Source organism: Variovorax sp. DAIF25 (assembly GCF_050711835.1).
GTDB lineage: Bacteria > Pseudomonadota > Gammaproteobacteria > Burkholderiales > Burkholderiaceae_C > Variovorax.
Window position 1 is genome coordinate 6,483,498 of sequence record NZ_CP136636.1, and the last position, 14,750, is coordinate 6,498,247.

General features: G+C 70.4%; 12 protein-coding genes. 10 read left to right on the forward strand and 2 right to left on the reverse strand.

Features of this window, described 5'->3' with window-relative positions:
• The first annotated feature begins 204 nt into the window (after nucleotides 1-204).
• Nucleotides 205-639 (forward strand): DUF1841 family protein, encoded by a 435-nt coding sequence (locus tag R0232_RS30065; protein WP_208511236.1) that lies wholly within the window; start codon nucleotides 205-207, stop codon nucleotides 637-639.
• 6 nt (nucleotides 640-645) lie between these two features.
• Here the strand turns inward: R0232_RS30065 and R0232_RS30070 are convergent, their stop codons facing one another.
• Entirely contained in the window at nucleotides 646-1,629 is a 984-nt protein-coding gene (locus tag R0232_RS30070) for a LysR substrate-binding domain-containing protein (RefSeq protein ID WP_431510430.1), read from the reverse strand.
• Nucleotides 1,630-1,763: 134 nt separating this feature from the next.
• On the opposite strand from R0232_RS30070, the gene pcaH reads away from it, so the two are divergent.
• The 3 genes from pcaH to R0232_RS30085 all read left to right on the forward strand — a co-directional run bounded on the left by pcaH (nucleotide 1,764) and on the right by R0232_RS30085 (nucleotide 4,621).
• Entirely contained in the window at nucleotides 1,764-2,480 is a 717-nt protein-coding gene (gene pcaH / locus R0232_RS30075; RefSeq protein WP_431510431.1) for a protocatechuate 3,4-dioxygenase subunit beta, read from the forward strand.
• Between the two features lie 23 nt (nucleotides 2,481-2,503).
• Nucleotides 2,504-3,118, forward strand: coding sequence for a protocatechuate 3,4-dioxygenase subunit alpha (gene pcaG, locus R0232_RS30080; RefSeq protein WP_431510432.1), 615 nt, complete (start codon nucleotides 2,504-2,506; stop codon nucleotides 3,116-3,118).
• 132 nt (nucleotides 3,119-3,250) lie between these two features.
• The gene (locus R0232_RS30085) at nucleotides 3,251-4,621 is read left to right on the forward strand and encodes an MFS transporter (RefSeq protein WP_431510433.1); all 1,371 of its coding nucleotides are present in this window, start codon (nucleotides 3,251-3,253) and stop codon (nucleotides 4,619-4,621) included.
• Between the two features lie 86 nt (nucleotides 4,622-4,707).
• On the opposite strand, the gene R0232_RS30090 is transcribed toward R0232_RS30085, so the two are convergent.
• Nucleotides 4,708-5,403, reverse strand: a complete 696-nt coding sequence (locus R0232_RS30090; protein ID WP_093347749.1) for a c-type cytochrome — start codon at nucleotides 5,401-5,403, stop codon at nucleotides 4,708-4,710.
• Between the two features lie 150 nt (nucleotides 5,404-5,553).
• On the opposite strand from R0232_RS30090, the gene R0232_RS30095 reads away from it, so the two are divergent.
• The 6 genes from R0232_RS30095 (at nucleotide 5,554) to R0232_RS30120 (ending at nucleotide 14,661) form a co-directional block, all read left to right on the forward strand.
• Complete coding sequence (locus R0232_RS30095; RefSeq protein ID WP_093347752.1) at nucleotides 5,554-6,408, forward strand: AAA family ATPase; 855 nt, start codon at nucleotides 5,554-5,556, stop codon at nucleotides 6,406-6,408.
• Between the two features lie 10 nt (nucleotides 6,409-6,418).
• Complete coding sequence (locus R0232_RS30100; protein ID WP_057590877.1) at nucleotides 6,419-6,667, forward strand: hypothetical protein; 249 nt, start codon at nucleotides 6,419-6,421, stop codon at nucleotides 6,665-6,667.
• A 23-nt stretch (nucleotides 6,668-6,690) separates the two neighbouring features.
• Nucleotides 6,691-7,278 (forward strand): GNAT family N-acetyltransferase, encoded by a 588-nt coding sequence (locus R0232_RS30105; protein ID WP_398500003.1) that lies wholly within the window; start codon nucleotides 6,691-6,693, stop codon nucleotides 7,276-7,278.
• 19 nt (nucleotides 7,279-7,297) lie between these two features.
• Nucleotides 7,298-8,485: a vWA domain-containing protein gene (locus R0232_RS30110; RefSeq protein WP_057590875.1), complete on the forward strand. Its 1,188-nt coding sequence runs from the start codon at nucleotides 7,298-7,300 to the stop codon at nucleotides 8,483-8,485.
• A gap of 135 nt (nucleotides 8,486-8,620) precedes the next feature.
• Nucleotides 8,621-10,564: an autotransporter assembly complex protein TamA gene (locus tag R0232_RS30115; protein ID WP_431510434.1), complete on the forward strand. Its 1,944-nt coding sequence runs from the start codon at nucleotides 8,621-8,623 to the stop codon at nucleotides 10,562-10,564.
• Between the two features lie 5 nt (nucleotides 10,565-10,569).
• Nucleotides 10,570-14,661, forward strand: coding sequence for a translocation/assembly module TamB domain-containing protein (locus R0232_RS30120; protein WP_431510435.1), 4,092 nt, complete (start codon nucleotides 10,570-10,572; stop codon nucleotides 14,659-14,661).
• Nucleotides 14,662-14,750 lie beyond the last annotated feature (89 nt).

Below are 14,750 nucleotides of genomic sequence, written 5' to 3' on the forward strand. Positions count from 1 at the left end.
CGGCTTGCGAGGGCTTTCACCGAGGTCTTTTCTCGATTCGTTACGTAACGATGTAACGTGTGCGCCCCGGAACGCCGGCCCGACCCCAGGGGTTTTCGGCCGACACGCGCAAGCGCCACGGACCTGCGTTACGCGTCATCGCCGCGCACGTGCCCACGGCCTCGCGGCCTGCGTCCCCTCCGCTTCTTCTCTGCCTATCTATATATGTTCAATCCCTCCCAGGAAGACGTGCGCCGCTTCTTCTGCGACGTGTACGCCAAGCACCGCCAGGGCCTGCCGATGGAAGCACTCGAGACCATCGCCGCCGGCTGGATCGAGGCGCACCCCGAGTACCACGAGGACCTGCTCGATGCCGACGCGGCGGTGGCGCGGGTCTACGACGGCGCGAACGGCCGCGAGAACCCGTTCCTGCATCTGTCGATGCACCTGTCGATCAGCGAGCAGTGCTCGATCGACCAGCCGCGCGGCATCCGCCAGGCGGTCGAGCTGCTGGCCGCGCGTCGCGGTTCGCTGCTCGATGCGCATCACGAGGCGATGGAATGCCTGGGGCAGATGATGTGGGAGAGCCAGCGCGCGGGCCGCCCACCGGATGGCGACGGCTATGTCGCCTGCGTCCAACGCCGCGCCACGAAGGACTGAGGCCGACTACCCCGCCGACGCCCCGCGCCGCCGCGCCGGCAGCGAGCCCTGCGGCTTCGCGGCCTCGCGCAGCAGCCCCGCCATCGCGGTACGCAGTGCCGAGGGCTCGGCATCGCTGCGCTGCAGCAGGCCCACGGGCTCCTCGGTGCCGGCGGTGTCGATGCGCAGCCGCACCATGCGGCCGTCGGCCAGCTCGCCGCGCGCCGCGCCCAGCGGCGTGATCCACACGGCGTCCGACAGCGCGACCAGCGCGCGCGCCAGCGCGACGTCGAGCGTCTGCAGCGTGTTGGCCGGCAGCGCGAGGCCGCGCGCCGACAGGAAGCTCTCGGTGTTGTGGCGCGGGATCGTGCCCTCGCCGTAGACCATCAGCGGATAGTCGAGCACGGCCTGCACCGACACCGGCCGGTACGCGAGCGCATGGCCGGTGCGCACCGCGAACACGAGCGGCTCGGTGTGCAGCAGCTCGAAGCTCAGTCCGCCCATCAGCCGCGGATCGCTCATGCGGCCGACCACCAGGTCGAGCTCGCCGGCGCGCAGCTCGTCGAGCAGCACCGGGTTGGCCGCGCTCTTCGCCACCACCTGCACCGCGGGCCAGAGGCCGCGCAGCCGCGCCAGCGCGGCCGGCAGCAGCGCGGGCGCGACGCTGGGCAGCGCGCCGATGCGCAGCCGCTCGACGCGCCCCGCGGCCGTGGGCGCGATGGCCTCGGCGCTGGCATCGAGCGCCTCGAGCACCTTGAGTGCGTGCGCGAGCAGCTGCTCGCCGGCCGGCGTGAGCCCCTGCACGCCGCGCCGCCCGGCGCTGCTGCGCTCGACCAGCCGCGTGCCGGCGATGCCCTCGAGCTCCGACAGCGTCTTCGACACCGCGGGCTGGCTCAGCGCCAGCCGCTCGGCCGCGCGCGCCAGGTGGCGCTCCTGCGCCACCGCCACCAGGCAGCGCAGGTGGCGCAGCTGCACGTTGCGCACGAAGTCCAGCCGCAGGTCGCTCGTCATCGGCCCCTTGTCCTTTTCTTCTGGATTACCAATGGTTATTGAAACGGAATCAATCTTCAATTTACATCATCGAAGCGGGATTCCAGAATGCGCCCATCCGGACCCGGTCCGTCCCACGACAGGAGACAACAGGCATGTTGACCAAGACCCAGCCCCAGCTCACCCCGCGTGACTGGGACGCCCATCCCAGCTACGTCTACCCCGGCTACAAGTCGACCGTGAAGCGCGGTCCGCAGAAGCCGCTGATCCCGTTCAAGGCCTCGCTCGGCGAGCTGCAGCAGCCGGTCTACGGCCACGAGAGCATCGGCGAGTTCGACCACGACCTCACGCGCAATGCGCGCCGCAACGGCGAGCCGCTGGGCGAACGCATGATCCTCACGGGCCAGGTGCTCGACGAGCGCCGCCGCCCGGTGGCCAACACGCTGGTCGAGCTCTGGCAGGCCAACGCCTCGGGCCGCTACGTGCACAAGGTCGACCAGCACGATGCGCCTCTGGACCCCAACTTCCTCGGCGCGGGCCGCTGCCTGACCGACAGCGAGGGCCGCTACCGCTTCCTCACGATCAAGCCCGGCGCCTATCCCTGGGGCAACCATCCGAACGCCTGGCGCCCGCAGCACATCCACCTGTCGCTGTTCGGCCAGAGCTTCGCGAGCCGCCTGGTCACGCAGATGTACTTCCCGGGCGACCCGCTGCTGCAGTACGACCCGATGGTCACCGGCACGCCCGAGCGCTACCGCAACCGGCTGATCGCCGACTTCAGCCTCGACATCACCGAGGAAGGCTATGCGCTCGGCTACCAGTTCGACATGGTGCTGCGCGGCGCCGACGAAACGCCGTTCGAGAACCGCTGAGCGCAGAAGGAAAGAGACACGCCATGAGCAAACTGATGAGCGCCCAGGAAGCCGACTTCGGCCAGACGCCCTCCCAGACCGTGGGCCCCTACTTCGCCTACGGCCTCACCGCCACGCAGTACGGCTACGACTTCGACCAGCCCTTCGACGCGGTGCTGGCGCTGGACGACGCCGCCGGCGAACGCATCCGCCTCGAGGGCCGGGTGATCGACGGCGACGGCAATGCCATCAACGACGCGCTGGTCGAGATCAGCCAGCCCGACGGCGAGGGCCGCTATCCGCAGACGCCGGCGCAGGCGCGCGAACTGGGCTTTCGCGCCTTCGGCCGCGTGGGCACCGGCACCGACGCGCAGAACCGCTTCGTGTTCCACACCGTGAAGCCCGGCGCCGAGTCGTCCGGCGAGGCGCCGCACATCAACGTGATCGTGCTGATGCGCGGCCTGCTGCTGCATGCCTTCACGCGCGTGTACTTCAGCGACGAGGCCGAGGCCAACGCCAGGGACGCGGTGCTGCAGAGCGTGCCGGCCGAGCGCCGCCACACGCTGGTCGCGCAGCGCATCGAGCGCGGCGGCGCAGTGAGCTACCGCTTCGACATCCGCATGCAGGGGGCGGAGGAAACCGCCTTCTTCGACGTCTGAGCGCCTGAACCCGAAGCCGGCCACCGCGCCGGCTTTTTCGTACCCGGACTTCTTCTCTACAGCGCGGCAGCCGCAAGGCGGCCGCGCGCTCGCCGCTGCGCAACGCAAAACCATTCCAACACGGAGCAACGCATGTCCTCCCCCTCGGCTTCGCTGGACGTCCAGTCCTTCCTCGACCGGCATCCCTTCTCGGCCTTCCAGTGGCGCATCTTCGCGCTGAGCTTCCTCGTGGTGCTGCTCGACGGCTTCGACACCTCGGCGATCGGCTACATCGCGCCCTCGCTCGCGAGCGAATGGGGCGCCAGCAAGATGGCACTCGCGCCGGTGCTCAGCGCGGCGCTGTTCGGGCTCGCGGCCGGCGCGCTGCTGGCCGGGCCGCTGGCCGACCGGCTCGGCCGCAAGCGCGTGCTGGTGGGGGCGGTGCTGGTGTTCGGCCTGGGCTGCCTGGCCTCGGCCTTCTCGCAGAACATGCCGCAGCTGGTGGGGCTGCGCTTCGTCACCGGGCTCGGCCTGGGCGCGGCCATGCCCAACGCGGTGACGCTGATGAGCGAGTACTGCCCGAGCCACCGGCGCGCCACCATCACCAACACCATGTTCTGCGGCTTCCCGCTGGGCGCGGCGCTCGGCGGCTTCCTCGCGGCCTGGATGATCCCGCACCTGGGCTGGCGCAGCGTGCTGGTGCTCGGCGGCATCGCGCCGCTGCTGCTGGTGCTGCTGATGGCGGTGCTGCTGCCCGAGTCGGCGCGCTACATGGTCGCGAAGAAGTACGCCGCCGAGCGCATCCGCGCCGTGCTGCGCCGCATCTCGGAGAGCGCCGCGCAGGCGCGCGCCTTCACCCTCACCGAGGCCGGCCCGGCGCCCGTGGACGGCAGCGGCGGCGGCCTCGCGCTGGTGCTCTCGCCGCGCTACCTCGTGGGCTCGGCCATGCTGTGGATCGCCTACTTCATGGGGCTGGTGATCTTCTACGCCATGATCAACTGGATGCCGATCCTGTTCCGCGAGGCCAACGTGCCGCCGCAGACCGCGACCGTGATCTCGGCGCTGTTCGCGCTCGGCGGCGTGGGCGCCATCTTCTTCGGCTGGCTGATGGACCGCTTCAACGCCAACCTGGTGATCGCCACCGGCTATGCGCTGACCGCCGTCAGCGTCTACCTGATCGGCCAGTCGCTCGGCAGCCTCGCGGCGCTGGTGCTGACGGTGCTGCTGGGCGGCACGCTGATGAACACCGCGCAGTCCTCGATGCCGGCGCTGGCCGCGGCCTTCTACCCGACGCAGGGCCGCGCCACCGGCATCGCCTGGATGCTGGGCCTGGGCCGCTTCGGCGGCATCGCGGGTTCGTTCCTGGTGGCCGAGCTGGCCAGCCGGCAGCTGGGCTTCGCCCAGATCTTCGCGGTGCTGGCGGTGCCGGCGCTGATCGCGACCGTGGCGCTGCTGGTCAAGCAGGTGGTGCACCCGCATGCGGCCGATGCCGGCCGTGGCGCCGGGGCGGTGGCCGGGCACTGAGCACGCCCGCCTTCCGGAAAGCAAAAAGCCCGCGTCCGCGGGCTTTTTGCTTCTTGCGCGGGGCCGGCGGACCGGCTCGCCCGCTGTTACTTCTCGGCGTGGTGGATGCGCGACTCGGGCACCGTCTTGAGCTCGCCCGGCACCGAGGCGATGTAGCTCGCGAGGGTCTTGAGCTCGGCGTTGCTGAACTTCTTCGGCTCGACCTGGCCGGCCATCACGGCGTTCGAGCGGCCGAGGTGGATGTTGTTCTTCACGCGGTAGGACTTCAGCGCCACGAACAGGTAGTCGGCATGCTGGCCGGCCAGCTTGGGCACGGTGCCGTCGTTCGGGGTGTTGAAGTTGGCGCCGTGGCACTTGGTGCAGCTGTTGTCCTCGCCGTTCTTCTTGATCAGCGCCTGGATGTTCTCGGGCATGGCCTTGGCCAGCGCGGCCGGGGGCGCGTCGCCTTCCTTCACGCCGAGCTGGCTGTAGTAGGCGGCGAGGTCGGCGATGTCCTGCTCGGTGAGCGTGTCGGCGATCGCGCGCATGGTCGGGTGCTTGCGGTCGCCGCCCTTGTAGGCGGTGAGCGCCGCCGTGATGTACGTGGCGCTCTGGCCCGCGATCATCGGCACCTTGTGGATTTCAGGAAAGCTGGCCTGGTAGCCGATGATGCCGTGGCAACCCACGCACATCTGGACCTTCTTGGCGCCGTCCTGGGGCTTGCCCGTGACTTGCTGGGCTTGTACCGACACCGTCCCGCAAGCGACAGCAAGGGCAAACATCGTGGTCAACAACTTGTTCATTTTGCGCGCACAATCTCGTGGAGATACCGTTTTTCGAACCAACTTTCGATTATATGCAAGGCTCCCGCGGGCGCCTGTGCGGGCCGACCCGAAGGACGCACGTTGCCGATCGAGTGTGTTCTTTTCTCCACCACAGCCTCCCGTTCACGCATGAAATTCAAGGGCTCAGACAACTACGTCGCGACACAGGACCTGATGCTCGCGGTCAATGCCGCCATCACCCTCAAGCGCCCGCTGCTCGTCAAGGGCGAACCCGGCACCGGCAAGACCATGCTGGCCGAGGAAGTGGCCCAGGCGCTGAACCTGCCGCTGCTGCAGTGGCACATCAAGTCGACCACCAAGGCGCAGCAGGGCCTCTACGAGTATGACGCGGTGAGCCGCCTGCGCGACTCGCAGCTCAAGGACCTGGATGGCGGCGAGCGCGTGCGCGACATCCACAACTACATCGTCAAGGGCGTGCTGTGGCAGGCCTTCACGGCCGAGCAGCCGGTGGCGCTGCTGATCGACGAGATCGACAAGGCCGACATCGAATTCCCGAACGACCTGCTGCGCGAACTCGACCGCATGGAGTTCTACTGCTACGAGACGCGCGAGCTGATCCGGGCCAAGCACCGCCCGCTGGTCTTCATCACCTCGAACAACGAGAAGGAACTGCCCGACGCCTTCCTGCGCCGCTGCTTCTTCCACTACATCAAGTTCCCCGATGCCGAGACCATGCGCAGCATCGTCGACGTGCACTTCCCCGGCCTCAAGCAGGAACTGCTGGCCGCGGCCATGAAGACCTTCTACGACGTGCGCAACCTGCCCGGCCTGAAGAAGAAGCCCTCGACCTCCGAGCTGCTCGACTGGCTCAAGCTGCTGGTGGCCGAGGACATCCCGCTCGAGGCGCTGCAGAGCAAGGAAGACAAGGTCGCCGTGCCGCCGCTGGTGGGCGCGCTGCTCAAGAACGAGCAGGACGTGACCCTGTTCGAGAAGCTGGTCTTCATGCAGCGCAACAACCGCTGAGGCGCCAGTCATGCCTGTGCGGCCATCGCCCCCCGTCGGCCAGCTGCTGGTGCTGGGCGTGGCCCAGGCCGTGCTGTTCGTCGCCGGCGCACTGCTCGGCCGCTGGATCGGCCTGTACTTCGGCCTCGATGCCTTCGGCCCCAACGGCTACGGCAACCGCGAGATCTTCGGCATCCTGCTGATCGGCCTCGGCGGCGGCGCGGGCGTGCAGCTCGCGCGCGCCTGGTACGACCGGCGCTACGGCAAGCCGGCGCCCTGAACGACACGAGACACCGCGCAACCATGGCTTTCGTCGAACCCGTCACCCTGACATCGCGCGGCCTCGCGCTGGTACCGCTCGCGCTCGCGCACGAAGAGGGCCTGCGCGCCGCGGCCGCCGACGGCGAGCTCTGGAAGCTGCGCGTGACCTCGGTGCCCGAGCCGCAAGATACGCGCGCCTACATCGAGACCGCGCTCAAGACCGCCGACCGCTTCGCCTTCGCCGTGACCGAGGAAGCCACCGGCACCGTGCTCGGCAGCACCAGCTTCCACGACATCCTGCCGGCCGTGAAGCGCGTGGAGATCGGCTACACCTGGTACGCCAAGCGCTGCCAGCGCACCCACGTCAACACCACCTGCAAGCTGCTGATGCTCACGCATGCCTTCGACACCCTGGGCTGCAACGTGGTGGGCTGGCGCACCGACAACTTCAACCACGCCTCGCAGCGCGCGATCGAGCGGCTGGGCGCGAAGAAGGACGGCGTGATCCGCGGCCACGCGATGCGCCGCGACGGCACCATCCGCGACACCGTGATGTACAGCCTGCGCGCGGGCGAATGGCCCGAGGTCAAGGCGCAGCTGCTCTACCTGCTGGACAAGCCGCGCGACTGAAACCCCCAAGGAGCGTTCCATGCTCATCGATTTCTTCTACACCCTGCGCTCGGCCAAGCTGCCGGTCTCCGTCAAGGAATACCTGACCCTGCTCGAGGCGCTGCAGGCCGACGTGGTGGGCCCGAATTCCGACGACGCCTATGGCCTCGACGACTTCTACTACCTCTCGCGCACCGCGCTCGTGAAGGACGAGAAGCACTACGACAAGTTCGACCGTGCCTTCGCCGCCTACTTCAAGGGCGTGGAGATGCTGACCGACTTCACCAAGGAAGTGCCGCTCGACTGGCTGCGCAAGACGCTGGAGCGCGAGTTCTCGGCCGAGGAAAAAGCCAAGATCGAGAAGATGGGCTGGGACGAGCTCATGGAGACGCTCAAGAAGCGCTTCGAGGAGCAGAAGGAGCGCCACGAGGGCGGCAGCAAGTGGATCGGCACGGGCGGCACCTCGCCCTTCGGCCACGGCGGCTACAACCCGCAGGGCATCCGCATCGGCGGCGCCGGCAAGAACAAGAGCGCGGTCAAGGTCTGGGACCAGCGCGCCTACAAGGACTACGACGACACGCAGGAACTGGGCACGCGCAACATCAAGGTCGCGCTGCGCCGGCTGCGCAAGTTCGCGCGCGAGGGCCACGAGGAAGAGCTGGACCTCGACGACACCATCCACTCGACCGCGGCCAACGCCGGCTTCCTCGACATCAAGATGCGGCCCGAGCGCCACAACAACGTCAAGGTGCTGCTGCTGATGGACGTGGGCGGCACGATGGACGAGCACATCCAACGCGTGGAGGAACTGTTCTCGGCCGTGAAGACCGAGTTCAAGCACCTGGAGTTCTACTACTTCCACAACTGCGTCTACGACTTCATGTGGAAGAACAACCGTCGCCGCTTCTCGGAGAAGTTCGCGACCTGGGACATCCTGCGCAAGTACAACAAGGACTACAAGCTGATCTTCGTGGGCGACGCGACCATGAGCCCCTACGAGATCCTGCAGCCCGGCGGCAGCGTCGAATACAACAACGAGGAAGCCGGCGCCGAGTGGATCCAGCGCCTCACGCACGCCTTCCCCAAGTTCGCCTGGATCAACCCCGAGCCCCAGGGCGTGTGGCAGTACCGCCAGAGCATCTCGGTGATGCAGCAGCTGATGTCCAACCGCATGTACCCACTGACCCTGCGCGGCCTCGAAGAGGCGATGCGGCTGCTGTCGAAGTAGCCCGAAAGACCTGCCGGAATATCCGGCCTTGACGGCCTCCTAGCCCCGGCCACGCGGGCCTGGCGGCCCGCACATCCATGTATCCGAACGCGTCCGACACGGACGCGCCGGATCATGCTGTCAGAATCGTCGCCCATGTTCAGGGTGGTTCGTGTCGTTTTGCCGGCGTGTTGGCCGGCATTGCTTTTTTCCGGCGTCCTGCTTTTGCAAGGCTGCAGCCTGCTGCCGAAAAAGGACGCGGGCGACTCGGCCGCGTCCACCCCCGCGCTGGTGAGCGACGGCGGCGACCGCGCGGCCGCGTCGTCCACGGACGGCGAGAAGGAGGACAAGGACGGCAAGCGCCGCGATGCCTTCTCGGTCGACGTGCGCGGCCCCGACAGCGTGCGCGAGTACCTCTCGCTGCACCTCGAGATCCAGCGCTACAAGACACTCGACGACCTCGGCGCCACCGAGATCTCGCGCCTGATGGTCGCGGCCGAGGCCAATGCGCGCGAGCTGCTCGCCACGCTGGGCTACTTCACGCCCGCGCTCACGCTCGAGCTGCACGAGACGCCCGCGAGCGACAAGGCGCCGCGCGAGATCGTGGTCACCGTCGAGCCCGGCGAGATCACGACCGTGAGCAACGTGCAGCTCAGCTATGCCGGCCCGATCGCCGACGACCCGAGCGCCGAATCGCAGCGCGACACCATCCGCACCGCCTGGGCGCTGCGCGCGGGCCAGCCCTTCACCCAGCAGGCCTGGGACGACGCCAAGGCGGTTGCGCTGCGCAGCCTCACGGCCAAGCGCTTCCCCACCGGCAACATCGAGATCAGCCGCGCCGAGGTCGACGCCGACCGCCACGAGGCCCGCCTGAGCGCCACCTACCAGTCGGGCCCGGCCTACAAGTTCGGCCCGCTGCTCTTGCGCGGCAACCAGCGCTACAGCGCCGACGGCATCCGCCGCATCGCGCAACTGCCCAGCGGCGCCGACTACGACCAGCAGAAGCTGCTCGACGCCCAGCAGCGCCTGGCCAGCAGCGGCTACTTCGATTCGGTGTTCCTCACGCTCGACACCGAGAGCGGCACGCCGCTGGCCGCGCCCGTGATCGCGCAGTTGCGCGAGGCGCCGCTGCAGAAGGTGGTGCTGGGCGTGGGCTTCACCACAGACAACGGCCCGCGCCTGTCGATCGACCACATCCACAACCAGCTGCCGCTGCTGGGCTGGCGCGCGGTGTCGCGGCTGTCGGTGGACCGCGACATCCAGTCGCTGGGCACCGAGTGGAAGGCGATCCCCGGTGACGACGGATGGCGCTGGTTCTCGGGCGCCGAGCTCAAGAGCGAGCAGTCGGGCAGCTACGTGGTCGACAGCGGCCGGCTGCGCGGCGGGCGCAACAAGACCAGCGACCACATCGACCGCAGCTATTTCCTGCAGTACGACTACGCGACCAACCGCGGCACCGATGCCCCGCCCTCGGCCTCGGCCGTGACCGCCAACTGGGGCTGGACCGGGCGCTACTTCGACGACAACGGCTCGCCGCGACGCGGCTACGGCCTCGCGCTCGAACTGGCCGCCGGCTACACGCTGACCGGCCAGCAACTGCCGTTCACGCGCACCTACGTTCGCTGGCTCGGCATCGTGCCGGTCGGCTGGGCCGACGGCAAGGACGCCGCCACGCTGGCGCGCCGCAGCCGGCTGCAATTGCGTGCCGAGGCCGGCGCGGTGGTCGGCAAGGACTCGGCGCAGATCCCGTCCACCCTGATGTTCCTGACCGGCGGCGACACCACGGTGCGCGGCTACGCCTACCGCGACATCGGCACGGTGCGCGCCGACGGCCAGACCGTGGCGGGCCGCTACCTCGGTGTGCTGAGCCTCGAGTGGCAGCGCCCCTTCGTCTACAAGGACAAGCTCACCGACTTCGAGAGCGTGGTGTTCGTCGACGCCGGCGCGGTGGCCGACAAGCCCAGCGAGCTCAAGCCCAAGGTCGGCGTGGGCGTGGGCACGCGCTGGCGCAGCCCGGTCGGGCCGGTGCAGGCCGACCTGGCCTATGGCGTGGACACGCGCAAGTTCCGGCTGCACGTGCGGCTGGGCTTCACCTTCTGAGCACGATGGCGAACGCAGCGACCGAGACCTCCACCCCGCCCACGCCGCCGGCCCGGCGCTCGCGCACCCGCCGCGCCCTGCGCGCGCTGGCCTGGACCGTCGCCGGCCTGTTCGTCGCGCTGCTGCTGGTGCTCGGCGCCGCCTGGTGGTGGCTGGGCTCGAACCAGTCGCTGGCCTTCGCGCTCGCCAAGGCCGCGGCCTACCTGCCGGCCGGCCAGACGCTCGAGAGCCGCGAGGTCACGGGCTCGCTGCGCACCGGCGGGCGCATCGGCTGGCTGCGCTGGCAGAGCGAGAGCCTCGCGGTCGAGGTGCACGAGGCGAAGATCGGCTGGCAGCTCGCGCCGCTGTTCGAGCGCAAGGTGCAGCTCGGCGAGGTGCATGCGGCGCAGTTGCTGATCGAGCGGCGCGGTGCGCCCAGCGACAAGCCCGCCGAGCCGCTCGAGAAGATCGTGCTGCCGGTCGAGGTCGACCTGCCGTTCCGCATCGACGACCTGCGCTGGGCCGGCCCGCCCGCGCTGCAGGCGCAACGGCTCGCGGGCCACTACCGCTACACCGGCGGCGAGCACAAGCTCGACGTCGACGGCGTCGACATCGCCGAAGGCCACTACAGCGCGCGCGTGAAGCTGCAGGGCGCGGCGCCGATGGCGATCGAGGCGACGCTCGACGGCCGCGTGAAGGCGCCGCTGCCCGAGGAACGCAGCCTCGAGGTGCTGGCCAAGGCCGGCATCCAGGGCACGCTCGCGGGCGCCGACGCGCGCCTGAACGTCCAGGCCGAACTGGCGCCGGCCGAACCCGATGCCGACGCCCCGATGGAGGCCAAGCTCGAGGCCACCATCGCGCCCTGGCAGCCGCAGCCCGTGATCGCGGCCAAGGCCGACCTGCGCAACGTCGATGCCGCGAGCCTGTGGCCCGGCGCGCCGCAGACGCTGCTCACGGGCAGCGTCGCGCTCGAACCCGATGCCGCCACCGGCCCCGCCGCCTGGAAGGCCCAGGCCGACCTGCGCAACGCGCGGCCCGGCCCATGGGACCAGGGCAAGCTGCCGCTCGAGCAGCTGCAGGCCCAGGTCGGCTACGACGGCACCCACTGGGACATCCCGCAGGCCACGCTGCGCGCGGGCGGCGGCCGCATCGAGGCCGCGGGCCGCTGGAGCCCCGCGCCCGCGCCCTGGCAGGCGCGCGCCGAGGTGCAGGGCGTGCGGCTGGGCGCGCTGTACAGCGAACTCTCGGGCGCGCCGATCAGCGGCCGCGTCACCGCGCAGCAGCGCGATGACGACAACGGCGGCATCGGCTTCGACCTCGCGCTGCGCGCCGAGGGCGGTGCCGGCAGCAAGGCGCTGCCGGGCTTCGGGCTCGACCGCGTGCTGGCCCAGGGCCAGTGGAAGGACCAGGTGCTGGACCTGCGCACGCTGCGCATCGATGCGCAGCGCGCCAGCGTCGAGGGCAAGCTGCAGGTGCGCGTGGCCGAGCAGGCCGGCAGCGGCAACCTGAAGCTCGTGATGCCCGGCGCCGAAGCCCAGGTCGACGCCCGCATGGCGCCCGCGCAGGGCACGGGCGAGCTCAAGGCCCGCATCGACGACACCGAGGCCGTGCAGCGATGGATCGAGAGCCTGCCCGAGATGGCGGGCCTGTTCGCGGGCCGCAGCGCGAAGGGCTCGGCCCGACTCGACGCGAGCTGGCAGGGCGGCTGGCAGAACTTCCAGCGCCGGCTGCAGAACCCCGCCGCGCCGCTCGCGCGCGGCAACGCCGAACCCAGCCTGAAGGCCAGCCTCGCGGTGCCCAGGCTCGACCTGCAGCTGCCCGCGGCCCAGGCCGGCGCCGCTGCAACCCAGGTGCAATTGAGCGCGCTGCGCGCCGAGCTCGCGGGCAGCATCGCGCAGGCCACGCTGTCGCTGCAGGGCGAGGCCGCCACCGGCACGCAGAAGCTGGTGCTCGACACGCGCGCCAGCGGCGGCCTCGCGGGCGCCGGCCAATGGCGCGCCGCGCTCGCCAGCCTGCGGCTGCAGGCGCAGGACAGCGCCCAGCCCGCCACGCAGAAATCGCCCTGGGTGCTCGAGCTCGGCCGCGAGGTCACGGCCACGGTGCGCACCGGCACCGACCGCCTCGAGGTCGAGGCCTCGGCCGCCGGCGCCACCCTGCGCGGGCCCGTGCCCGGCACGGTGCGCATCGACTGGCAGCCGCTGCGCTTCAGCCAGAGCGGCGCCGCCGCCAACCGCGTGTTCCGCGTGCAGTCGAAGGGCGAGCTCAAGGGCCTGCCGATGGCCTGGGCCGAGGCCTTCGGCGCCAGCACCACCTTCGGCGAACTCGGCATCAGCGGCGACCTGGTCTTCGACGGCGACTGGGACATCGATGCCGGCGACACGCTGCGCGCCCAGGCCCGGCTCGCGCGCCAGAGCGGCGACATCCGCGTGCAGGCCGGCGAGGCCGCGCTGATCACGCGCATCGAGAGCCGCGGCACCGGTACCGCGAGCGAACGCAAGATGAATTCCAGCGAGGCCGGCCTGAGCCCCAGCACGCCGGCCGGACTGCGCCGCGCCGAGCTGCGGCTCGACGCCCAGGGCGAGGCGGTGCGCGCCACGCTGGCCTGGGACAGCGAACGCGCGGGCCAGATCGATGCCGAGGCCGGCACGCGCTTCCAGCAGCGCGCCGGCGGCTGGCAATGGGTACCCGACGCGCCACTCACCGGCCGCATCGCCGCCAGGCTGCCGAACCTCGGCGTGTGGTCGATGCTCGCGCCGCCGGGCTGGCGCGTGGCCGGCACGCTCGACGCCAATGCCACGCTCTCGGGCAGCCGCGCGGCGCCGCGCTGGAACGGCACGCTGGGCGCCGACAAGCTGGCGCTGCGCGCGCCGGTCGAGGGCCTGGACCTGCGCGACGGCCGGCTGCGCGCCAAACTGTCCGGCGACCGCGTCGAGATCGCCGAGTTCACGCTCAAGGGCGGCGCCGGCAGCACGGCGCGCATCGCGGGCCAGAGCGGCAACCGCAGCACCGCGGCCAGCGAGGCCGGCACCGATGGCGGCACCCTGAGCGCGCGCGGCGAACTCAACTGGTCGGGCGCGGGCACGGCCGCCGGCGCGCCCGGCATCCGCATGGCGCTGCAGGCCGAGCTGCGCGCGCTGCGCGTGCTGGTGCGCACCGACCGCCAAGTCACGCTCTCGGGCGACCTGCAGGCGCGGCTCGAGAACCGGCAGTTCATCGTGCGCGGCAAGCTCAAGACCGACCGCGCCGTGATCATCCTGCCCGACGAAACCGCGCCCAGCCTCGGCAGCGACGTGGTGGTGCGCTCGGCCGCCAAGGACCGCGAGGCGGCCGAGGCGCGCGAGCGCGAGGCCGCGCGCAGCGATGCGCAGGCGGCCCAGGCCGCGAAGCCGCAGACCGCGAAGCCGCCCGACATCGCGGTCGAGTTCGACCTCGGCGACGACTTCGCGGTGCAGGGCCGCGGCATCACGACCCGGCTCGAGGGCCAGCTCGACATCCGCAGCACGCGGCTCGATGCGCCGCCGCGCATCACCGGCGAGGTGAAGACCGTGAAGGGCCAGTACCGCGCCTACGGCCAGCAGCTCGACGTGGAGACCGGCATCGCGCGCTTCAACGGCCCCTACGACAACCCGCAGCTCGACATCCTCGCGATCCGGCCCAACATCACGCAGCGCGCCGGCGTGCAGATCAGCGGCAGCGCGCAGTCGCCGCGCGTGAAGCTCTATTCGGAGCCCGCGCTGTCCGACGCCGAGACGCTGTCGTGGGTGGTGCTGGGCCGCGCCTCGGCCACCAGCGGCGGCGAGTCGGCGCTGCTGCAGCAGGCCGCGCTCTCGCTGCTCGGGCGCATCAGCAAGGGCGCCAGCGGCGGCAGCCTGGCCAGCCGCTTCGGCCTCGACGAACTGGGCTTCAAGGGCCCGGGCAGCGGCGGCGACGTGCGCGATTCGGCCGTCACCTTCGGCAAGCGGCTGTCGAAGGACTTCTACGTCACCTACGAGCGCAGCATCGGCGGCACCTTCGGCACGCTGTTCATCTTCTACGACCTCACGCAGCGCCTCACCCTGCGCGGCCAGGCCGGGCAGACCAGCGGCCTCGACCTGATCTACACCGTGAAGTACGACTGAGGTACGCATGCGGCACATGCCGCATGCGCGAAGCCGCGTTTCGTACGGGACTTCGATCTTGACCCCGCGATGGCGCGTGATAAGAATCA